This window comes from Leucobacter edaphi (assembly GCF_016522535.1).
GTDB classification, from domain to species: Bacteria; Actinomycetota; Actinomycetes; order Actinomycetales; family Microbacteriaceae; genus Leucobacter; species Leucobacter edaphi.
Window position 1 is genome coordinate 153,822 of record NZ_JAEHOI010000004.1, and the last position, 22,810, is coordinate 176,631.

Genomic DNA, 22,810 nt, shown 5'->3' on the forward strand with positions numbered 1-22,810 from the left:
TTCCGTGCGGCGAGCAGCGGTGCGGTCCGCGCCGAGACGCGGGCCGCACCGAGGACGTCACGCGATCACTGCGATGAGGTCTCCCGCTTCGACCGAGCGGGTCCCCGTGAACGCGACGCGCTCGACCTTACCAGCCACGGGTGCGGTGATCGCCGCCTCCATCTTCATCGCCTCGATCGTGGCGACGGGCTGGCCGGAGTCGACGACGTCTCCCGCACCCGCCTTGATCGTGACCGTGCCCGAGAACGGCGCGGCGACATGGCCGGGATTGGTGCGGTCGGCCTTCTCCGCCTGGGGTGCATCGACCTGGATCGAAGCGTCCTTCACGAACACCTGCCTGAGCTGGCCGTTGACCCGCACCATCACGGTGCGCACGCCCTTGTCGTCGGCCTCACCGATCGCCTCGAGGCCCACGTAGATGCGGACGCCCCTGGCGAGGTCGATCGCGTGCTCGGCGCCGGGTTCGAGCCCGTACAGGTAGTCGGGGGTGTCGAGCACGGAGAGCTCCCCGAACTTCTCGCGCGCGTCCAGGAATGCCCTGGTCGGCTCAGGGAAGAGCAGGCGGTTGAGCGTGTTCTGGCGGGTGCGCCCAGGCTCCGAGAGGAGCTCGGCGTCGGCGTCCGCGAGGGGCGCGACGGCGATGTTGGGCGCACGACCCGCGAGGACGCGGCTGCGGAACGGCTCGGGCCAGCCACCCGGAATCTCGCCGAGCTCGCCAGCGAGGAAGCCGACGACCGAATCCGGGATGTCGTAGTTGCCCGGGTTCGCCTCGAAATCGGCAGGATCGGCGTCGACGGCCGCGAGGTGCAGCGCGAGATCGCCGACGACCTTCGACGACGGCGTCACCTTCGGGATCCGGCCGAGGATCCGGTCGGCGGCCGCGTACATGTCCTCGATCTTCTCGAAGTCGTCCGCGAGGCCGAGCGCGATCGCCTGCTGGCGCAGGTTCGACAGCTGCCCGCCGGGGATCTCGTGCGCGTAGACGCGCCCGGTCGGGCTCGGCAGCCCCGACTCGAAGGGCTTGTACACGGAGCGCACGGCGTCCCAGTACGGTTCGAGCGCGAACACGGCGTCCTGCGAGAGCCCGGTGTCGCGATCCGTGTCGGCGAGCGCGGCGACGAGTCCGCCGAGCGAGGGCTGGCTCGTCGTGCCCGACATCGGGGCGGATGCCGCGTCGACCGCGTCGACGCCCGCCTGCGCGGCCGCGAGGAGCGTCGCGAGCTGGCCGCCCGGGGTGTCGTGCGTGTGCAGGTGCACGGGGAGGTCGAAGCGCTCGCGCAGGGCGGTGACGAGCTTCGCCGCAGCGGCCGGGCGCAGGAGCCCCGCCATGTCCTTGATCGCGAGCACGTGCGCGCCGGCGTCGACGATCTCCTCGGCGAGGCCCAGGTAGTAGTCGAGCGTGTACTTGTCCTCGCCCGGCGACAGCAGGTTGCCGGTGTACGACATCGCGACCTCGGCGACCGCGGTCCCCGAGGCGCGCACCGCGTCGATCGCGACCCGCATCTGCTTGACGTCGTTGAGCGCGTCGAAGATGCGGAACACGTCAACGCCCGTCGCAGCGGCCTCCGCAACGAACGCCTCGGCGACGCGCGCCGGATACGGCGTGTACCCGACCGTGTTCTGTCCGCGGAGCAGCATCTGGATGGGGATGTTCGGCATCGCCTCCCGCAGCGCCGCCAGCCGCTCCCACGGGTCCTCCCCGAGGAAGCGCAGCGCGACGTCGTAGGTCGCCCCGCCCCAGGCCTCGACCGACCACAGCTCCGGCGTCATCCGCGCAACGTACGGCGCGATCCGGACCAGGTCCTTCGTGCGCACCCGCGTCGCGAGCAGCGACTGGTGCGCGTCGCGGAACGTGGTCTCCGTGACCGCGAGGGCCTTCTGCTCGCGCAGGGCGCGCGCGTATCCGTCCGGGCCGAGCTCGAGCAGCCGCTGCCGCTGACCGGCGGGGGCCGGCGCCGAGAGGTCGACTCCCGTGGGAAGCTTCCGCGCGGGATCGGCGCGGTTCGGGCGCTCCCCGTTCGGCTGGTTCACCGTGACGTTGGCGACGTGCTGCAGGATCCGCGTCGCGCGATCCTTCGGCTTGTTCATCTCGAGCAGCTCGGGCCGCTCCTCGATGAAGGCAGTCGACACGTCCCCGGCCTGGAAGTCCGGGTCGGCGAGCACGGCCTGCAGGAACGGGATGTTCGTCGCGACGCCGCGGATCCGGAACTCCGCGAGGGCGCGCCTCGCCCGCACGACGGCGTCCTCGAAGGAGCGGCCGCGGCAGGTCAGCTTCGCGAGCATCGAGTCGAAGTGCGGGCTGATCTGGGCGCCAGCGTTGATCGTGCCGCCGTCGAGGCGCACGCCGCCGCCGCCCGGCGAGCGGTACGCGGTGATCCGGCCCAGGTCGGGGCGGAAGCCGTTCGCGGGATCCTCCGTCGTGATCCGGCACTGCAGTGCCGCGCCGCGCAGCACGATCTCGTCCTGCGTGAGACCGATCTCCGCGAGCGATGCGCCCGCCGCGATCATCATCTGCGCGCGCACGAGATCGACGTCGGTGACCTCCTCCGTCACCGTGTGCTCGACCTGGATCCGCGGGTTCATCTCGATGAATACGTGCTCGCCCGCGCGCTCCCCCGCGGTGTCGAGCAGAAACTCGACCGTGCCGGCGTTCTCGTACCCGATGGACCGCGCGAACGCGATCGCGTCGCGCGTCAGCTCGTCCCGCTTCTCCTGGGAGAGGTTGGGTGCCGGGGCGATCTCGACGACCTTCTGGTGGCGGCGCTGCACGGAGCAGTCGCGCTCGAAGAGGTGCACCGTCGCGCCAGCAGCGTCCGCGAGAACCTGCACCTCGATGTGACGGGGCCGCAGCACCGCCTGCTCGATGAACATGGTGGGATCGCCGAACGCGGACTCCGCCTCGCGCATGGCCGACTCGAGCGCCTCCCGCAGATCCTCGGCGCGCTCGACGCGACGCATGCCGCGACCGCCGCCGCCGGCAACCGCTTTCGCGAACACCGGGAAGCCGATCTCGTCGGCGCCGGAGAGCAGGGCGTCGATATCCGTCGACGGCGGCGTCGACCTCAGCACGGGAACTCCCGCGGCGATCGCGTGCTCCTTCGCTGCGACCTTGTTGCCCGCCATCTCGAGCGCCCGCTTCCCCGGGCCGATGAAGCGGATACCTGCGGCCTCCGCGGCCGAGGCGAGGCCGGGATTCTCCGAAAGGAATCCGTAGCCGGGATAGATGGCGTCGCAGCCGGCCTCGACCGCAACGCGAACGATCTCCGCGATGTCGAGATAGGCGCGAACGGGGTGTCCCTCGGTGCCGATCAGATACGCCTCGTCGGCCTTGAGCCGGTGCAGCGAATTGCGATCCTCATAGGGAAAGACCGCGACCGTCTTCGCTCCGAGCTCGTGCGCGGCGCGGAACGCGCGGATCGCGATCTCACCACGATTCGCGACCAGAACCTTCTTGAACATAGGGTGACCCTCTCTGCGTCGTGAACTTCAGCGGTTGCCCAGACCGTCAAGTGATTCGATATCAAGATACATCCAAACGTCTCACCGGCAGTCCCACCCGCGGAATTCCCGCCGAATTCCGCAGCATCTTCGGCTTGGACTCCGTTTCGGATTAACATCCGGATCGGCGATTTATCCGCGGCAAACCACTCACTTCAAGCGTTTACATAGCGAAATCGACTAAACTCGTGGCGTGCATGTATTGAGTGTGAGTTCCCTCAAGGGCGGCGTCGGCAAGACGACCGTGACGCTCGGCCTCGCATCCGCGGCATTCTCCCGCGGGCTGCGAACCCTGGTCGTGGACTTCGATCCCCAGTCGGATGTCTCGACCGGCCTCGCAGTGAATCCGGAGGGCTACGCGAACGTCGCCGACGTCCTGGAGAGCCCCAAGGAGAAGACGGTGCGCTCGGCCATCGCCCATAGCGGCTGGAACGAGTATCACGAGGGCGGCACGATCGACCTGCTCGTGGGCAGCCCGTCAGCCATCAACTTCGACGGCCCGCACCCGTCGACCCGTGACATCTGGAAGCTCGAGGAAGCGCTCGCCACGGTCGAGTCCGAGTACGACCTCGTGCTCATCGACTGCGCGCCGTCGCTCAACGCGCTCACCCGCACGGCCTGGGCCGCGAGTGACCGCGTCCTCGTCGTCTCGGAGCCGAGCCTCTTCGCCGTCGCCGCGACCGACCGCGCGCTTCGCGCGATCGAGGAGATCCGTCGCGGCGTGAGCCCCCGCCTGCAGCCGCTCGGCATTCTCATCAACCGCACCCAGCCGAACTCCATGGAGCACCAGTTCCGCACGCGCGAGCTGCGCGAGATGTTCGGCCCGCTCGTCCTCAACCCCCAGCTCCCCGAGCGCCCCTCGCTGCAGCAGGCGCAGGGCGCGGCGAAGCCCGTGCACATGTGGCCGGGAGAGGCCTCGCAGGAGATGGCGGGGAACTTCGACCTCGTGCTCGATCGCGTGCTCCGCTCCGCGGGCATGGACGCCGAGCGCGCAGAGGGCGCGAAGCCCCGCGGCGCCACGGTCGCGGACGCCTAGACTCCGGCGCCCCGCGCTGGGAAACGGCCCGGCCACCCTCTGGGTGCGCCGGGCCGTTTCGCGTTTCCGGCGCGCGTCGGCGCAACGAACGCCGGGCGATCCAGCGTTGCTGCGCTGCCCCGCTTCTTGGCCGACCAGCGCCCCAGCGGGGAGCGGGATCAGCGCCGGTGAGCGATCAGGAGATCTTCTTGCGACCCTTGCGGCGCGCTGCGAGCTCGTCGTGCCCGCTCTCGGCCTGACCGTCCATGCGATGCTCGTCCATGTCGACGAGCGATGTCTCGACCTCGCGAAGCACCTTGCCGACGGCGATCCCGAAGACACCCTGGCCGCGGCTCACGAGGTCGATGACCTCGTCGCTCGAGGTGCACAGGTAGACGCCGGCGCCGTCGCTCATGAGCGTGGTCTGGGAGAGGTCGTGGACGCCCGCCTCGTGGAGCTGCGCCACCGCAGTGCGGATCTGCTGCAGCGAGATGCCCGTGTCGAGGAGCCGCTTGACGAGCTTCAGCACCAGGATGTCGCGGAAGCCATAGAGACGCTGCGAGCCGGAGCCGTTCGCCCCGCGCACGGTCGGCTCCACGAGCCCGGTGCGGGCCCAGTAGTCGAGCTGGCGGTAGCTGATGCCCGCCGCGCGGGCCGCAGTGGCGCCCTTGAAGCCGCCGTCCTGGTTGGGCTTCGGCAGGCCGTCGTCAAACAGGAGATCGTCAGCGATCGAAGCCGATCCCGCCTCATCGTGCGGACGCTGATCGTTCTCCATCGGGCTCCCTTTCTCGACGGCGCGGAGCGCCGAACACACTCAACGGTACCGAGCACCAGTCCCCCGTGCAACGACCGACGAGGTCCACTTTCAACGTGTCGACCTCTAGTAGAACTTTAAGGTTGAAATCACGCCAAAAAACCGGCGGTTCAGGCCCCCGACACGCGCCGACGCAACACGCCGGAGCGAACCGTCTCGAGGTACCCGGCGAGTTCCATCGAGTCCTCTGCGCCGTGCGGCGTCGTGCTCTTCACCCCGCGCGTCGAAACCGCGTGCGAGATGAGCTCGGCGTCCCGCTCGGCCGCGACGCGGAACGCGCGCAGATGCCTCGGCGTAATGCCGCGCTCAGCCAGCTTCATGAGGGCCGTGAGCTGGGCAACGCAGTCGTGCGGGAACACCTCGGCAGCCGGCAGCAGGCCCGCGGCGATCGTCTCGCCGAGAAAGCGCGCGCTCGCGCCGGTGCTGCGGCGCAGCTCCTCGCTGCTGAGCACGCGCCGGGGCGCGAGAATGCTCGACGCGCTCCGCGGCGATGCGCCGGGAATGATCGGGTCTTTGCCCTGATCCAACTCCTCGAGCAGCTCGGCGATGACGCGCAGCGGCAGATAGTGATCCCGCTGCAGGGTCAGCACGAGCCGGATGCGCTCGATGTTGGCCTGCGAGAACTTGCGGTAGCCGGACTTCGTCCGCTCGGGGGTCACGAGACCCTGCTCCTCCAGGAAGCGGAGCTTCGACGGCGTCAGGTCGCCGAAGTCATCCTGCAACCGCGCGAGCACCTGTCCGATGCTGAGGAGGGCGTTCGATTGCTGGCGGGCCGGTTCGGCCGCCACGCTACGCTCCCTCGCCCAGATCGAAGCGCGAGGGGAAGAAGGTAAAGCGGAACTTTCCGACCTGCACCTCGGTGCCGTCCTCCAGCACGACCTCGCCGTCGATGCGCTGGCCGTCGCAGAACGTGCCGTTCAGCGAGCCGAGGTCGACGACCGAGAAGCGCGTGCCCGTGCGCTTGAACTCGGCGTGGCGACGCGAAACCGTGACGTCGTCGAGGAAGATGTCGACGGCCGGGTGACGCCCCGCAACCGTGGAATCCTGGTCAAGCAGGAAGCGAGCACCGAGATCGGGGCCCCTGCGCACCACGAGCAGCGCGGCGCCCGAGGGCAGCGCCTCGACGGCTTCGAGCTCATCGACGGAGAGGTCGGTCGCGTGGGCGCGGATCAGGGCGCCCAGATCCTCACGGAACTGCTGCGTGGCACGCGCCTCGGTGTTGTCGGCGCGACGGGCATGATTCTCAGCGTTCACGTCCTCACCATTCCTAATCTCGGGGCGTCTTCGGGCCGGTTGACCCATCCATATCTACGCTATCGCAGACCACCTGGGGAGTGCATCCCCGGAACGGAGTTGGCTCCCTGGCGGGCGCGTCGCAACTCCCGATCCCCCGCCAGAGGGAGAATCCCTGGTCAGGCGAGACGTTCTTGGGCCTCGAGGAAGGCGTACACCTCGTGGGAGTCCACCCCGGGGAAGGTGCCGGTCGGAAGCGCGGCGAGCAGACTCGTGGGGGTCGCGGCCTCCGGCCACGCAGCGGACTCCCACTTCCTGGTGAGATCGCTGGAGGCCCGACGGCAGCACCGATCGTCCGGGCAGAAGGACTTCGTGCGGTGCGGCGTCTCCCTGCCCCGGAACCACTTCACGTCCTCGAAGCGCACGCCAACGCTCACCGAGTACAGGCCCTCCTTGGCCTTCTCCACGCGCGAGGTGCACCAGTAGGTGCCGCCCGCGGCCATGTCCGTGTACTGATACCAGGGATTGAACCGGTCCGGCTGCGCGAACACGGTTCGTGCCGTCCAATTGCGGCAGACCATTGCGCCCTCGAAGTTGCCGAGCGCGTCCGAGGGGAAGCGCACCCCGTCGTTTTCGTAGGCCTTGATGAGCGTCCCGGACTCGTGCGCCTTCATGAAGTGAACAACGAGGTCGAGCCGTTCGGTCGCGAGATTCGTGAAGCGGTGCGCCGCCATCTCGTAGGACACGCCGAACGCATCGCGCAGGTCCTCCATCGAGATCTGCCGCTCCTTCTTGGCGGCGGACAGCAGCTCGACCGAGGACTCCTCGGGAAGGAGAACCGCTCCGGCAAGATAGTTCGCCTCTACGCGCTGGCGCAGGAAGTCCCCGTAGTTGCGCGGCTCCTCGTGACCGCACACAAGGCTCGCGATCGCCCGCAGGATCGGGGCGCGGGCGTCGCGCGACGGCAGATTGCTGCTCAGGTAGATCCGTCCGTTCCTGCGGTCGATCACCGAGCGGGTCGAATGCGGGAGGTTTGCGACGTAGTGCAGCGAGAAGCCGAGCTTCTCGGCGACGGTCGCGATGGCCTGCTGGGAAACCGGACCGCCGGAATACCCCACGCTCTCGAGCAGCTGCGACGCTGCCCGCTCGAGCTCCGGGTAGTAGTTGCCGGCGACGCGCATCTCGGCCCGCAGCTCGGTGTTCGCGCGGCGCGCCTCTTCCGGGGTGGCCGCCCGCTCGCCGTGCAGCCGCTCGACCTCCTGGTGCAGGCCGAGGATCGCCTTCAGTGTCTCGTCGTTCGTGGCCTTCGAGACGCGGATCGGCTGGATTCCGAGCGAGCGGAACACGGCGCCCCGCTGCGCGCGCTCGACCGCGATCTCCAGGGCGGCCCGCTCGCTCGGGGCCTCGTCGAGGAGCAGTTCGTCCACCGTCACGTCGAGCGCGCTCGCGAGCGCGCGCAGGAGCGGGAGACGCGGTTCACGCTTGCCGTTCTCGATCGCGGACAGCTGGGATGGCGCGCGATCGACCGCCGCCGCCAGCTGATCGAGCGTGAGCCCGAGCTGGGCGCGCCGCTCGCGAATGCGACGACCGAGCGTGAGGGCATCGCCCTCCGACTCCGGGTCGGTATCGCCGGGCCCGCCGTGCTGACCCGGGGTGTGCATGGTCTCGAGGAGCGTCATGACTCCATGGTGCCAGAACGTGAAATTTCCGACAAGCAGAAGAATCCCAGAAATTCACCCCGCGAAACGCCGGGATCGGCCCCTCGGGACCCCTGAGGATGGAAACACCACCGAAACCGACGCCCTCCCGGGCAGGAGCTAAGGAACAGATCATGACCACCACGCAGGCGGCACCGCAGCGCATCCGGACCGCCACCCCCGCATTCGGCCCCCGCATCGAAGTGACCGGACGCCCGTTCGGCCGCAGCGACGAGATCCTCACGCCCGAGGCGCTCCAGTTCCTCACCGAACTGCACGATCGCTTCGCCAGCAGCCGTCACGAGCGCCTCGCCGACCGGCAGCGCCGCCGGTACGAGATCGGCAACGGCCGCGATCCCCGCTTCCGCGAGGACACGCGTGCAATCCGCGAGGACGCGGAGTGGAAGGTCGCCGGAGCGGGCCCCGGTCTCGAGGACCGTCGCGTGGAGATCACCGGCCCCACCGATCCCAAGATGACGATCAACGCGATGAACTCAGGCGCCCGCGTCTGGCTCGCCGACCAGGAGGACGCGACGAGCCCCACCTGGCACAACGTCATCGAGGGCCAGCTGTCCCTGTTCGACGCGATCCGAGGCCAGCTCGAGTACACGAGCCCCGAGGGCAAGGAATACCGGATCACGGCCGAGCGCACGCCGACCATCGTGATGCGGCCCCGCGGCTGGCACCTTGTCGAGAAGCACATCCGCTTCGTCGACGCGCACGGGCAGTCCGGCGCGGCCTCCGGCAGCCTCGTCGACTTCGGCCTCTACGCGTTCCACAACGCACGCGAGCTCGTCGCCAGCGGCCGCGGCCCCTACTTCTACATCGCCAAGCTCGAGTCGAGCGAGGAAGCGAAGCTCTGGGACGACGTCTTCACCTACACCGAGCAGGCGCTCGGCCTCGATCACGGCACGATCCGCGCGACCGTCCTCATCGAGACCCTCCCCGCGGCCTTCGAGATGGAGGAGATCCTGTACGTGATGCGGGATCACATCGCGGGCCTCAACGCCGGCCGCTGGGACTACATCTTCTCGATCATCAAGAACTACCGCGGCCGCGGCGCCCGCTTCGTGCTCCCGGACCGCAGCGAGGTCACGATGACGGTCCCCTTCATGCGGGCCTACACCGAACTCCTCGTGAAGACCTGCCACAAGCGCGGCGCGCACGCGATCGGCGGCATGAGCGCGTTCATCCCGAACCGGCGCGACCCCGAGGTTACCCGGCTGGCGGAGGAGAAGGTCAGCGCCGACAAGAACCGCGAGGCGAACGACGGCTTCGACGGCACCTGGGTCGCACACCCCGACCTGATCCCCGTGGCGCAGGCCGAGTTCGACGCGGTGCTCGGCGATCGACCGAACCAGGTCGAGCGCCAGCGCGACGACGTCACCGTCACCGCTGCCGACCTGCTCAATGTCCACATCGGCCGCGAGATCACCGAGGCTGGCGTGCGGGAGAACGTCTCGATCGGGCTCCGCTACATCGAGGCGTGGCTGCGCGGGAACGGCGCCGTAGCCATCGACAACCTGATGGAGGACGCCGCGACGGCTGAGATCAGCCGCTCCCAGATCTGGCAGTGGATCCACCAGGATCAGTCCACCGCGGAGGGCACCCGGATCACGAAGCAGTGGGTTGCCGAGCTCGTCGCCGAGGCGCTCGCCGGTTTCGACCGCTTCGACGGGGATCGCTACGACGATGCCGCAGAGCTGTTCGCGGACGTCGCGCTGGGCGACGACTTCCCGACCTTCCTCACGGTCCCGGCCTACAGCCGGTACCTCGTGGATGCCTGACCCGGATCCGGGTTCCGACCCGGACCGTTCGAACTGACGGGGCCCGGCCGCACTTCTCCTGCGGCCGGGCCCCGTCACTGTGCGCCCCGCGTGTATCGGCGGCGGCATACCGCCCCTGCATGGCCGGCGCGGTCAGCGGGTCAACGGGTCCACTGGCCCACGGCTCCACGGACCCACGGGGCCGAACCTCGAGGCGCGCGCCGTGGCGCTCCCCTAGCGGTACAGCGAGTCGCTGCGGTCGATCGCGGGACCGAGCTCGTCGACGAGGAGGGTGTCGGTGTCGAGCTGACCCGTGCGATAGGCGGCTCGCCCGACCATGTGGGCGGCGATCGGCGCCGTCAGCGCCTGGAAGATGAAGACCGGCACGAGCCCGAGGAGCGTCGAGAAGGAGCGCTGTTCGAGCGCGATTCCCGCGATGATCAGGAGGAGCCCGAAGATCTGCGGCTTCGTGGCCGCGTGCAGGCGGCTGAGGGCGTCGGGGAAGCGCAGGAGGCCGATCCCGGCGGCGGCCGAGAGCACCCCCGCGAGCACGATGCAGACGATCGCGGCGATATCCATGATCTGCTCAAACATCCCCGGCCACCCTTCTCGTCGCTGCGTCGTGCGAGGCGGTCGCGGCGCCCTCCGCGACTTCCGCCTTGCGTTTCACGAAGCGCGCGACGACGATCGTCGCGAGCGTCGCGGTAGCGGCGATCACCGTCATGAGCGGGATCGTGTCCGTGTGATGCCGGAGGATCATGTCGGCCCCGACGACCAGCATGAGCGTCGTGAGGAGCACGTCGGACGCGACCATGCGGTCGAGAATCGTCGGCCCTCGCACGATCCGAACGAGCGCGGCGAGCGCCGCGACGGAGAGCCCGACGCCGGCCACGATGAGTGCGACTGTGGTGAACGTGCTCATCCGAGGCTCCTCACTTCGTCCTTCGATCCGATGGCGCGGATCAGCATTTCCTCGATCCGCCGCACCTGCCTGCGCATGGCCGTGAGATCCTTCTGGGTCTCGGTGTCGAGCACGTGGAGGTAGAGCGTCGATTCGAAGCGGTCGATCTCGGCCACGAGCGACCCCGGGATCAGGGAGATCGTGATCCCGACAAGGGTGATGATGAAGTCCGACCGGGTGCGCAGGCGCACCGCGATGATCGAGCAGGTGGGCGGCCGGCCAGGCTTGACGGCGATCCAGGCCACCTGCCACGAGGCGACGGAGAGCCACCAGAGGAAGGAGCCGACGTACTGCAGCGCGTACCACGGGTTGAATCGTCCGGCCAGTTCAACGGGCGGGAGGTAGAAGACACGCATGACGACGACGGCAATCAGCACGCCGCTCACGACGGACATGGCGGACACCTCGCGCCACAGCATCATCCACAGGATGACGAGCCCGATCAGGAGCGGGATCTCGTGCAACCGGACACCCCACTCGAGCCGTCTGGCCGAGCGCGGAGCATCGGTTCCGGTGTTCGCGAGTCGCTCGCTCATTCGGCGGCCCCCGTTCGCGTCGTTCCGCTCCCGCCCGGGAGCTCGCCTGGGCTCTCGCCGAGCACGAGCGCCGCAAGCCTGCCGGAGTTGGCGAGGTCATCGCCGGCTCGGGTGGCGTACGCGTAGAGCGGCCCCGCGAAGACGGTCAGCGCGATACTCACGATCACCATTCCCGCGGTCGCACCGGTCATGAGCCCGGGAATCGCTTTCTGCTCCTGGGTGGGCTGAGCGTCGGGAGCGTCCTGCAGCCGATCGAGCATCGCCTCTTCCCTGGCGCGCAGCTTCAGCGCCTCGGTGCTCGGTGCGGGGCGGCCGTTCCGATCCGGAGCCCCTCCGAAGGTGCCGGTGGTCGGCGGGTGGTCGCTCACGGACAGGACGCCGGTTGCCTCGCTCGCACCCGCGGCGTCCGCCGGCCCCGCCGCGCTCGCGGCGTCACGGGCGCCAGTGGCCTCCAGCCTCCCGGCTTCGGGATCGTGTGCCGCGCGCTTGGGCGCGACCGCGCGGGGTCGCGCCCGCCAGAAGGCGAGCACCCACGCGCGGGCGAGCGCGTAGAGCGTGAGCAGCGAGGTCAGCGCACCGATCCCGATCAGCCAGTACGCGGCGGGACCGCCGACGTCGGCGGCGGTGACGAAGAGCCCGAGCTTGCCGATGAATCCCGAGAACGGCGGGATTCCGCCGAGGTTGAGCATCGGGATGAAGAAGAGGACCGCGATCACGGGCGAGGCGCGGAGCATGCCGCGCAGGCTCGCGAGCGAGGTCGTGCCGCCCTGTCGCTCGAGAAGACCGACCGCGAGGAACAGCGTCGTCTGCACGATGATGTGGTGCATGATGTAGTAGATCGTGGCGGCGAAGCCGGCCGCGTTCGCCATCCCGATGCCGAAGATCATGTAGCCGATGTGGCTGATCAGGGTGAACGACAGCAATCGCTTGATGTCGAGCTGGGCTACGGCGCCCAGGATGCCGATCAGCATGGTGAGTCCGGCGATCACCAGCAGGAGCGTGTCGACGCTCGAGTCGGGGAACAGCTGGGTCTGGGTGCGAATGATCGCGTAGACGCCCACCTTCGTCAGCAGGCCCGCGAACACCGCGGTGACGGGCGCCGGCGCCGTGGGATACGAGTCGGGGAGCCAGAAGGACAGCGGGAAGACGGCGGCCTTGATCCCGAACGCGATGAGCAGGGCGAGGTTCAGGAGCAACTGCGTGTCCTGCGGGAGCTCGGCGATGCGCACGGTGAGCTGGGCCATGTTGACCGTCCCCGTCGCCCCGTAGATCATGCCGATCGCTGCGAGGAACAGAATCGACGAGACGAGTGAAACCACGACGTAGGTCACGCCGGCCCGGATGCGCGCAGCGGTCCCGCCGAGGGTGATCAGCACATAGCTCGCGACGAGCAGGATCTCGAAGCCCACGTAAAGGTTGAAGAGGTCGCCTGCGATAAACGCGTTGAACACGCCGGCGCCGAGTACGAGGTAGGTCGGATAGTAGATCGAGACCGGGGTGTCCTCGTCGCCGTCGGCGAGGCCCTGGCCGATCGAGAACAGGAACACCGCGAGCAGCACGATCGAGGACACCGTGAGCATCAGCGCCGACACGCGGTCGACGACGAGCGCGATTCCGAACGGGGCGCCCCAGCCGCCGACCTCCATGATCAGCGGCCCGCCGGCGTCGACGAGCCAGACCAGCACCAGGCTCAGTACGACGACTCCCCCGAGCGCGACGAGCGTGATGCCCTGCTGGGCGCGCCGGTGCCCGGGAAGCGCGAGCGCGAGGGCCGCGCCCACGAGCGGGACGAGGACGACGAGGGGAACGAGCCAGATCATCGGTCTCCCCCTTCGTGGTCTCGTGCGTCAGTGGACTTGGGTGGCGGCGGCGCGGGCGCTGCGCCCCCGGTTTCCCGAGAGGAGGGGCGGCCCGGGTCCGGGTTTCCCTCGGCTCCACGCGGGCCTGCTGTACCGGGCACCGCCGATCCGGGGCCAGCCGAACCGGGAGCTGCGGAATCGAGGTCTGCCGTACCGGGAGCTGCGGCACGGAGAGCTGCGGCGCTGAGTCCCGCGGCTCCGGGAGCTGCGGCCCGGAGGCCCGCGGTTGCGAGCACGGCGCGGCCGTCCTCGCGAGCACCCCCGCGGGCGTCACCGTCGGTGTCGGCCTCGTCGTCGGACTCCCCCTCGGCACCCTGTCGGGCCTCGACGTCGCTGTCGTCGCCAGTTTCGGGGGTGTCCTCGAGGTCGAGGTCGGTGAGCTCCTCGGTCGTGAGCGACTCCGTGGCCCCAAGCTCGAGATCCGCCTCGTCGTCCTGCACCGTGTCGTCGCGATCGTGAGCGAGACGCCACGTGCGGTAAATGAGCGCCAGGAAGAACGCCGAGACGCCGAAGGTGATGACGATCGCGGTGAGGATGAACGCCTGCGGAAGCGGGTCGCTCATCTCCGACGGTTCCGCATCGCCCACGATCGGCGCCGCGCCAAAGCTGCCGCTCATCAGGAAGATGAGCAGGTTGGTCGCGTTGCCCACGAGGAGGAAGCCGAGCAGGAGTCGCGTGAGGGTGCGATCGAGCAGGAGATACACGCCGCAGGCGTACATGACGACCATCACGGCGACGAGAACGAGGGGCATAGTCACTGCGCGCTCACCTCTTCCTCTTCGAAGGAGGCGACCTCGGCCTCCTCGTGCTCGTCGATCTCCGCGCCGAGGCTGCGGAGCACGTCGAGGATCAGGCCGAAGACGACGAGGTAGACGCCGATGTCGAACAGCGTCGAAGTGACGAGGGGCAGGGTTCCGAAAATGCCGAGGTCGGCGTCGACCCACGCGGAGCTGAGCGCGGACTGCCCGAAGAACAGCGGGAGGACGGCCATGGTGACCGCGATGGACAGGCCGGTGCCGAGGATCCGACCCGCGTCGAGCGGAACCGTTGCGCGGAGCTCGTGCCGGCCGCCAGCGAGGTAGCGCGCGACGAGGGCGAGGCCGGCGACGAGGCCGCCAGCGAACCCGCCGCCCGGCGAATTGTGGCCGGTGAACAGCAGATACAGGGACAGGATGATGAGCGCGTGGAACACGAGCCGAACGACAACCTCGAGCATGATGGAGCGTCGCGCGGGATCGAGCCTGCGACCGGCGAGCAGCCACGAAACCCGGGTCGCGGGATCCTGCGGGTCGGCGACGCGGAGCAGGTGCTCTCGGGCCTGGGTGCGGGCGTCGCGTCGAGTGAGCTTCGGCCGGAAGTCTGCGCGGGTGCTGAGGAAGACGAGCGAGGCGACGCCGGTGGCCGCGGCGAGGATGACCGAGAGCTCGCCCATGGTGTCCCAGCCTCGGATGTCGACGAGCATCACGTTGACGACGTTCTTGCCGTGTCCCCCGGCCGCTGCGAGCTCGGGGAGTTGCAGCGAGATGGGGTCGGCGATGCGGGAGCCCAGCGCGATCACGGCGACGACTCCCATGACGAGCCCGACACCGGCGCCGATCGCGAGTCGCGCCCACCGCACCTTCCGCGTGGCGCGACGGCCGAGGCGCTGCGGGAGGCGTCGGATCACGAGGACGAACGCGATCAGCGTCACCGTTTCGACGAGCACCTGCGTCAGCGCGAGATCGGGTGCCCCGTGCGTCGCGAAGAGCGCAGCCATCCCGTACCCGGTGATGCCGACGAGGACGACAGCCTGGAACCTCGTCTTCGCGCGGAGCGAGAACACGGTCGCGAGGATCATCACGAGCGCGATCGGCACCTGCACCGGCGAGGTGGCGACGACGTATTCGTCGGGCCAGAGGTCGTTGGTGAGGACGGTGCCGCCCAGGGCGATGACGACCACGATCAGGATCACCGCGAGGTAGAACGGCAGCGAACCGCGCTGGGTGAGCGCGGTGAGTCGCACGGCGAGCACGTCGATCCAGTGGGTGAGGACCCAGTACGCGTGGGAGGCCGACCAGCGCTCCGAGATGACGGGCAGGCGGGGCCGCAGTCGCGACGCCGCGACCGCGAGCAGCGTGCCGAGCACGAGTACGCTGAGCGAGGCGATGAGCGCGGACGTGACACCGTGCCAGAGCGCGAGATGCTCGGGCTCTCTGCCCGGCTCCTCCGCGATCGTCGCGAGGAAGAGGCTGTCGAAGAAGGTGGCTCCGACGCCGGCGACGACCGTGAGCACGACGAAGACGACGGGCGCGATCAGGATCTTTCCTTCGGGCGGGTGGACGACCGCGCACACCTCTGTGTCGGCCTTCATGCCGAAGGCACCCCACAGGAATCGGCCCATGTAGCCGACCGTGAGGACGCTTCCGGCGAGCGTCACCCAGAACACGAGCGTGGCCAGCCCCGATGCGTTGCCGACCTCGATCAGCTCCATGAGCGCGGCTTCCTTCGCGACGAAGCCGACGAGCGGGGGGACGCCCGCCATGGATGCCGCAGCGATCGTGGTGAGCACCGCGAGGACGGGGAGCCGTCTGCCGAGACCGCAGAGCTTGCGGAGGTCGCGGGTTCCCGTGGCGTGATCGATGATTCCGACGGAGAGGAAGAGCGGGGCCTTGGCGAGGGCGTGCGCGAAGAGCAGCACGATGCCGGCGAAGCTCGTTCGCGGGTCGCCGACGCCGACGACCATCGCGAGGAGGCCCAGCTGGCTGACCGTGCCATGGGCGACGATGAGTTTGATGTCGTACTGCCTGAGGGCGCGCACTCCCCCGTTGATCATGGTGATGGCGCCGAGGATGACGATCGTCTCGCGGAAGCCCGGCACGTCGCCGAAGGCGGGGATCACGCGCAGGATCAGGTAGATCCCGGCCTTCACCATCGCTGCGGCGTGCAGGTATGCGCTGACCGGCGTGGGGGCGGCCATGGCGCCGGGGAGCCAGAAGTGGAAGGGGAAGATCGCGGACTTCGAGAGCGCGCCCGCGAGCACGAGGAACGCCGCGGTGGCGCCGAGCGCGCCCTGCGGCGGGTGGGCAACGATCTCGGACAGCAGCGGGGTGCCCGCCGCACGTGCGAGCAGGACGAAGCCGACGAACATGGCGAGGCCGCCCGAGACGGTGACCATGAGGGCCTGCAGGGCAGCGGAGTTCGCGGTGCGGAGCCGGGTGACGTGGCCGATGAGGAGGAACGAGAACACCGTCGTTCCTTCCCAGAAGATGAAGAGGAGGTAGACGTCGTCGGCGAGCACGAGTCCGAGCATGGAGGCCGCGAAACCCATGAATACCCCGGCGAAGCGGGGCAGCCCGATGTCGTCGTCCTCGAAGTAGCTCGTGCAGTAGAGCAGCACGAGCGAGCCCGCGCCCGTGACGAGCAACGCGAAGAGGGCAGAGAGCGCGTCGAGGCGCAGCGTGAGCGTGAGGCCTAGCTCGGGGATCCAGGGCAGCTGCTCGACGATGATCTCCCCGGTGAACACGGGAAGGGAGATAATGAGGACCGCGACGAAAGTGGCGGCCATGAGCAGGCTGAGGCCGATGAACGAGCGGCGGCCGAGCCGTTTGACGACCGGGTGAGCGACGGAGGCAGCAAGAGCGAGGACGAGCAGCATGCCCATCATCGCTCCCATAGGCGGCCCGCTTTCACATTGAGTTGGTCGTCGTTCTGGTGGTTTTTGCCCCTGTCCATTCTACAGAGAGACCCCTGACAACGTTGCCCCGAACGGAGCGGGCTGCAGGAAAACCCTCCTGAAATGGGTCGAGGGTCGTACGTGACTGCCGGCTGTGGCGGTCTCGTACGACCCTCGATGAAAAGGTGTCCGGCGGTGTCCTACTCTCCCACACCCTCCCGAGTGCAGTACCATCGGCGCAGTCAGTCTTAGCTTCCGGGTTCGGAATGTGTCCGGGCGTTTCCCTGACGCTATGGCCGCCGTAACTCTATTAACATGTGGCCACCCCGCCCCCAAAAAAGTGTGGGGGTGTGGTGTGGCCGTACGTCAAGAACCACAAAGTGGACGCGATCATCGTTACATTTGCTCTACTCATGTCCCCACACGTGGGTGGGGTGGAAATCAAGTCGTCGGCTTATTAGTACCAGTCAGCTCCACACGTTGCCGTGCTTCCACATCTGGCCTATCAACCCAGTCATCTACTGGGAGCCTCACACACTCAAAGGTGTAGGGAGATCTCATCTCGAGGCCGGCTTCCCGCTTAGATGCTTTCAGCGGTTATCCATCCCGAACGTAGCCAACCAGCCATGCCCTTGGCAGAACAACTGGCACACCAGAGGTCCGTCCAACCCGGTCCTCTCGTACTAGGGTCAGATCCTCTCAAATCTCCAACGCGCGCAGAGGATAGGGACCGAACTGTCTCACGACGTTCTAAACCCAGCTCGCGTACCGCTTTAATGGGCGAACAGCCCAACCCTTGGGACCAACTCCAGCCCCAGGATGCGACGAGCCGACATCGAGGTGCCAAACCATGCCGTCGATATGGACTCTTGGGCAAGATCAGCCTGTTATCCCCGAGGTACCTTTTATCCGTTGAGCGACAGCGCTTCCACAAGCCACTGCCGGATCACTAGTCCCGACTTTCGTCCCTGCTCGACCTGTCAGTCTCACAGTCAAGCTCCCTTGTGCACTTACACTCGCCACCTGATTGCCAACCAGGTTGAGGGAACCTTTGGGCGCCTCCGTTACTTTTTGGGAGGCAACCGCCCCAGTTAAACTACCCACCAGGCACTGTCCCAGAACCCGATCAGGGTCCGTAGTTAGATATCCAATATGACCAGAGTGGTATTTCAACAATGACTCCACAAGAACTAGCGTCCCTGCTTCACAGTCTCCCACCTATCCTACACAAGCCACACCGAACACCAATACCAAGCTGTAGTAAAGGTCACGGGGTCTTTCCGTCCTTCTGCGCGTAACGAGCATCTTTACTCGTACTGCAATTTCGCCGAGTTCACGGTGGAGACAGCTGGGAAGTCGTTACGCCATTCGTGCAGGTCGGAACTTACCCGACAAGGAATTTCGCTACCTTAGGATGGTTATAGTTACCACCGCCGTTTACTGGGGCTTAAATTCAAAGCTTCGACCGAAGTCTGACCTCTCCTCTTAACCTTCCAGCACCGGGCAGGCGTCAGTCCGTATACATCCACTTGCGTGTTGGCACGGACCTGTGTTTTTAGTAAACAGTCGCTTCCCACTGGTCTCTGCGGCCACCACACCCTTTCGGAGTAAATCCTAATAAGCGGGTGGCCCCCCTTCTCCCGAAGTTACGGGGGCATTTTGCCGAGTTCCTTCACCATGATTATCTCGATCTCCTGAGTATTCTCTACCTGACCACCTGAGTCGGTTTGGGGTACGGGCAACAGCAAACCTCACGTCGATGCTTTTCTCGGCAGCATAGGATCAATGACTTCCCCATACGGGTCCCCATCGCATCTCACCCTTCACGCGGGACGGATTTGCCTATCCCGCAGGCTACATGCTTAGCCCGGGACAACCATCGCCCGGGACCATCTACCTTCCTGCGTCACACCTCACGCTCACCACCCCAGTTCGGGTTCGCAGCCACCACCAGCCATCACCCGAAGGATCCGGCCGGCTTAGGTTTGCTTAGCACTACTGGTTAGGTCTTTGACGGTTTACCGCCGGTACGGGAATATCAACCCGTTGTCCATCGACTACGCCTGTCGGCCTCGCCTTAGGTCCCGACTTACCCAGGGCAGATTAGCTTGACCCTGGAACCCTTGGTCTTCCGGAGGACGGGTTTCTCACCCGTCTTTCGCTACTCATGCCTGCATTCTCACTCGTGTGGCATCCACGACTGGATCACTCCGCCGCTTCACTCGCCACACGACGCTCTCCTACCCATCCCAGGAGCTGAACCACGAAGGCTTGCCTATACCTGGAATGCCACAACTTCGGTGGCGTGCTTGAGCCCCGTTACATTGTCGGCGCGGAATCACTTGACCAGTGAGCTATTACGCACTCTTTCAAGGGTGGCTGCTTCTAAGCCAACCTCCTGGTTGTCACAGCAACTCCACATCCTTTTCCACTTAGCACGCGCTTTGGGACCTTAGTTGGTGATCTGGGTTGTTTCCCTCTCGACAATGAAGCTTATCCCCCACTGTCTCACTGCTGCGCTCTCACTTACCGGCATTCGGAGTTTAGCTGACGTCAGTAACCTTGTAGGGCCCATCGGCCATCCAGTAGCTCTACCTCCGGCAAGAAACACGCAACGCTGCACCTAAATGCATTTCGGAGAGAACCAGCTATCACGAAGTTTGATTGGCCTTTCACCCCTATCCACAGCTCATCCCCTCAGTTTTCAACCTAAGTGGGTTCGGTCCTCCACGCGCTCTTACACGCGCTTCAACCTGGCCATGGATAGATCACTTCGCTTCGGGTCTAGGACATGCGACTCAATCGCCCTATTCAGACTCGCTTTCGCTACGGCTACCCCACACGGGTTAACCTCGCCACATATCGCTAACTCGCAGGCTCATTCTTCAAAAGGCACGCCGTCACCAGAACAAGCTGGCTCCGACGGATTGTAAGCAAACGGTTTCAGGTACTCTTTCACTCCCCTCCCGGGGTACTTTTCACCTTTCCCTCACGGTACTAGTCCGCTATCGGTCATCTGGGAGTATTTAGGCTTATCAGGTGGTCCTGACAGATTCACACGGGATTTCTCGGGCCCCGTGCTACTTGGGATACACACCACGCGGCACAACCATTTCGGATACGGGACTCTCACCCACTCCGGTCCGCCGTTCCAAGCGGTTCTCCTATAGCTGCACACTCACGTTCGAGGGCCGGCAGACCCCCACGGCATGTCCCACAACCCCGCACATGCAACCCCTGCCGGGTATCACACATGTACGGTTTAGCCTCTTCCGGGTTCGCTCGCCACTACTACCGGAATCACATGTTGTTTTCTCTTCCTGTGGGTACTGAGATGTTTCACTTCCCCACGTTCCCTCTACCCGCCCTATATATTCAGGCGGGAGTCGCCAGGTACGCACGCGCCCTGACGGGGTTTCCCCATTCGGAAATCCTCGGATCGAAGCCCGTTTATCGGCTCCCCGAGGCTTATCGCAGATTACCACGTCCTTCTTCGGCTCCAGATGCCAAGGCATCCACCGTTTGCTCTTTGAAACTTGAAATCACATAAGTAAATCAAAAACACACACCCACACAACCCACACCCAAAAAAGGGTGACGGCCGGCGGGCATGCGACCAATGAAAATTTAGTATCTGCAACACTCACACCCCAAAGGATGATCATGTTGCGAAGATGCTCGCGTCCACTGTGTAGTTCTCAACGTACGGTCGATCCCGAAGCCACGAACAACACGTTCCGTAACCGCGGGCCAGAAGCAACAGACACCCACACACACGTGCAGACGCCTGGTCTCCCAGGACCCAATAGTATGCACCCGACACTCACCCCCACAAAAACAATCCAGCTTTCCCACCAGCCCAAAGACCGGCGTACTCACCACACTGCCCCCACAGAGACAAGCACTTCATCAAATGTTCCACCCATGAGCAGCCGGCACCACACACTCGGTGATGATCCGACCATTCTCCGAGGCTAAAAGCCTCGAGTGCTCCTTAGAAAGGAGGTGATCCAGCCGCACCTTCCGGTACGGCTACCTTGTTACGACTTAGTCCTAATTACCAGTCCCACCTTCGACGGCTCCCTCCAAAAAGGTTAGGCCACCGGCTTCGGGTGTTACCGACTTTCATGACTTGACGGGCGGTGTGTACAAGGCCCGGGAACGTATTCACCGCAGCGTTGCTGATCTGCGATTACTAGCGACTCCGACTTCATGGGGTCGAGTTGCAGACCCCAATCCGAACTGAGACCGACTTTTTGGGATTCGCTCCACCTTACGGTATCGCCGCCCTTTGTATCGGCCATTGTAGCATGCGTGAAGCCCAAGACATAAGGGGCATGATGATTTGACGTCATCCCCACCTTCCTCCGTGTTGACCACGGCAGTATCCCATGAGTTCCCACCATAACGTGCTGGCAACATAGGACGAGGGTTGCGCTCGTTGCCGGACTTAACCGAACATCTCACGACACGAGCTGACGACAACCATGCACCACCTGTATAGAAGTGTCCAAAGAGTCCTGTATCTCTACAGTATTCTTCTATATGTCAAGCCTTGGTAAGGTTCTTCGCGTTGCATCGAATTAATCCGCATGCTCCGCCGCTTGTGCGGGCCCCCGTCAATTCCTTTGAGTTTTAGCCTTGCGGCCGTACTCCCCAGGCGGGGAACTTAATGCGTTAGCTACGACACAGAACCCGTGGAACAGGCCCTACATCTAGTTCCCAACGTTTACGGCATGGACTACCAGGGTATCTAATCCTGTTCGCTCCCCATGCTTTCGCTCCTCAGCGTCAGTAACGGCCCAGAGATCTGCCTTCGCCATCGGTGTTCCTCCTGATATCTGCGCATTCCACCGCTACACCAGGAATTCCAATCTCCCCTACCGCACTCTAGCCTGCCCGTACCCACTGCAGGCCCGAGGTTGAGCCTCGGGTTTTCACAGCAGACGCGACAAGCCGCCTACGAGCTCTTTACGCCCAATAATTCCGGACAACGCTTGCACCCTACGTATTACCGCGGCTGCTGGCACGTAGTTAGCCGGTGCTTTTTCTGCAGGTACCGTCACTCTCGCTTCTTCCCTACTAAAAGAGGTTTACAACCCGAAGGCCGTCATCCCTCACGCGGCGTTGCTGCATCAGGCTTGCGCCCATTGTGCAATATTCCCCACTGCTGCCTCCCGTAGGAGTCTGGGCCGTGTCTCAGTCCCAGTGTGGCCGGTCACCCTCTCAGGCCGGCTACCCGTCGTCGCCTTGGTGAGCCATTACCTCACCAACAAGCTGATAGGCCGCGAGTCCATCCTCCACCGATAAATCTTTCCACCCACACACCATGCGGTGATAGGTCATATCCAGTATTAGACACCGTTTCCAGCGCTTATCCCAGAGTGAAGGGCAGGTTACTCACGTGTTACTCACCCGTTCGCCACTCATCCACCAGAGCAAGCTCCAGCTTCAGCGTTCGACTTGCATGTGTTAAGCACGCCGCCAGCGTTCGTCCTGAGCCAGGATCAAACTCTCCGTAAAAAACAAAGCACAGCATCCAGCGGAATAAGCCAGACAACTGCGAGTTTGACCTGACAAACAAAAACAAACCATCAACCAACCAAAAAGGTCAGTACTGACAATCCGAATTATTCATCCAAAAAGGAATCTCCAACACCCAAACAGGATGCCAGGGATAAAAAATTTGGCATTTGACAATCAAGTGCACACTATTGAGTTCTCAAAGACCAGACACCACCCGTCAACCCCAACCAAGGAGCCTCCGAGAAGCTACTGT

At 65.5% G+C, this 22,810-nt stretch carries 13 protein-coding genes and 3 rRNA genes; 2 read left to right on the plus strand and 14 right to left on the minus strand.

Annotated features, from left to right (window positions below):
- Positions 1-57: 57 nt before the first annotated feature.
- A complete protein-coding gene (locus JD292_RS05495; RefSeq protein ID WP_200131733.1) occupies positions 58-3,459 on the minus strand; it encodes a pyruvate carboxylase in 3,402 nt (1,133 codons plus the stop codon).
- Between the two features lie 232 nt (positions 3,460-3,691).
- Here JD292_RS05495 and JD292_RS05500 point away from each other — a divergent pair, with 232 nt between their 5' ends.
- Entirely contained in the window at positions 3,692-4,534 is an 843-nt protein-coding gene (locus JD292_RS05500) for a ParA family protein (RefSeq protein ID WP_200131734.1), read from the plus strand.
- Between the two features lie 175 nt (positions 4,535-4,709).
- On the opposite strand, the gene JD292_RS05505 is transcribed toward JD292_RS05500, so the two are convergent.
- The 4 genes from JD292_RS05505 to JD292_RS05520 form a co-directional block, all read right to left on the minus strand.
- A complete protein-coding gene (locus JD292_RS05505; protein ID WP_200131735.1) occupies positions 4,710-5,288 on the minus strand; it encodes a MerR family transcriptional regulator in 579 nt (192 codons plus the stop codon).
- Positions 5,289-5,437: 149 nt separating this feature from the next.
- A complete protein-coding gene (gene ftsR / locus JD292_RS05510; protein WP_200131736.1) occupies positions 5,438-6,115 on the minus strand; it encodes a transcriptional regulator FtsR in 678 nt (225 codons plus the stop codon).
- Position 6,116: 1 nt separating this feature from the next.
- Positions 6,117-6,581: an FHA domain-containing protein gene (locus JD292_RS05515; RefSeq protein ID WP_369411158.1), complete on the minus strand. Its 465-nt coding sequence runs from the start codon at positions 6,579-6,581 to the stop codon at positions 6,117-6,119.
- Positions 6,582-6,739: 158 nt separating this feature from the next.
- Positions 6,740-8,221: a helix-turn-helix transcriptional regulator gene (locus JD292_RS05520; protein WP_200131754.1), complete on the minus strand. Its 1,482-nt coding sequence runs from the start codon at positions 8,219-8,221 to the stop codon at positions 6,740-6,742.
- A gap of 170 nt (positions 8,222-8,391) precedes the next feature.
- Here JD292_RS05520 and aceB point away from each other — a divergent pair, with 170 nt between their 5' ends.
- Positions 8,392-10,044, plus strand: coding sequence for a malate synthase A (aceB, locus tag JD292_RS05525; RefSeq protein WP_200131738.1), 1,653 nt, complete (start codon positions 8,392-8,394; stop codon positions 10,042-10,044).
- A 213-nt stretch (positions 10,045-10,257) separates the two neighbouring features.
- Here aceB and mnhG read toward each other — a convergent pair whose 3' ends face one another.
- The 9 genes from mnhG to JD292_RS05570 all read right to left on the minus strand — a co-directional run bounded on the left by mnhG (position 10,258) and on the right by JD292_RS05570 (position 22,554).
- The gene (gene mnhG / locus JD292_RS05530) at positions 10,258-10,617 is read right to left on the minus strand and encodes a monovalent cation/H(+) antiporter subunit G (protein WP_200131739.1); all 360 of its coding nucleotides are present in this window, start codon (positions 10,615-10,617) and stop codon (positions 10,258-10,260) included.
- Positions 10,610-10,945 (minus strand): MrpF/PhaF family protein, encoded by a 336-nt coding sequence (locus JD292_RS05535; RefSeq protein WP_200131740.1) that lies wholly within the window; start codon positions 10,943-10,945, stop codon positions 10,610-10,612. Before JD292_RS05535 ends, mnhG begins: the two co-directional genes overlap by 8 nt.
- Positions 10,942-11,520: a Na+/H+ antiporter subunit E gene (locus tag JD292_RS05540; protein WP_200131741.1), complete on the minus strand. Its 579-nt coding sequence runs from the start codon at positions 11,518-11,520 to the stop codon at positions 10,942-10,944. The genes JD292_RS05535 and JD292_RS05540 overlap by 4 nt, the downstream gene beginning before the upstream one ends.
- On the minus strand, positions 11,517-13,340 hold the full coding sequence (locus tag JD292_RS05545) for a Na+/H+ antiporter subunit D (protein ID WP_200131742.1): 1,824 nt from the start codon (positions 13,338-13,340) through the stop codon (positions 11,517-11,519). The genes JD292_RS05540 and JD292_RS05545 overlap by 4 nt, the downstream gene beginning before the upstream one ends.
- Entirely contained in the window at positions 13,337-14,131 is a 795-nt protein-coding gene (locus tag JD292_RS12130; RefSeq protein ID WP_233613652.1) for a Na(+)/H(+) antiporter subunit C, read from the minus strand. Before JD292_RS12130 ends, JD292_RS05545 begins: the two co-directional genes overlap by 4 nt.
- 2 nt (positions 14,132-14,133) lie before the next feature.
- Positions 14,134-17,031: a Na+/H+ antiporter subunit A gene (locus JD292_RS05555; RefSeq protein ID WP_200131743.1), complete on the minus strand. Its 2,898-nt coding sequence runs from the start codon at positions 17,029-17,031 to the stop codon at positions 14,134-14,136.
- Between the two features lie 187 nt (positions 17,032-17,218).
- Positions 17,219-17,335: ribosomal RNA gene (rrf, locus tag JD292_RS05560) — 5S ribosomal RNA — on the minus strand.
- A 133-nt stretch (positions 17,336-17,468) separates the two neighbouring features.
- Positions 17,469-20,573 (minus strand): 23S ribosomal RNA (locus JD292_RS05565).
- Between the two features lie 456 nt (positions 20,574-21,029).
- A 16S ribosomal RNA gene (locus tag JD292_RS05570) occupies positions 21,030-22,554 on the minus strand.
- The 16S, 23S and 5S rRNA genes sit together here, the layout of an rRNA operon.
- Between the last annotated feature and the right edge of the window lie 256 nt (positions 22,555-22,810).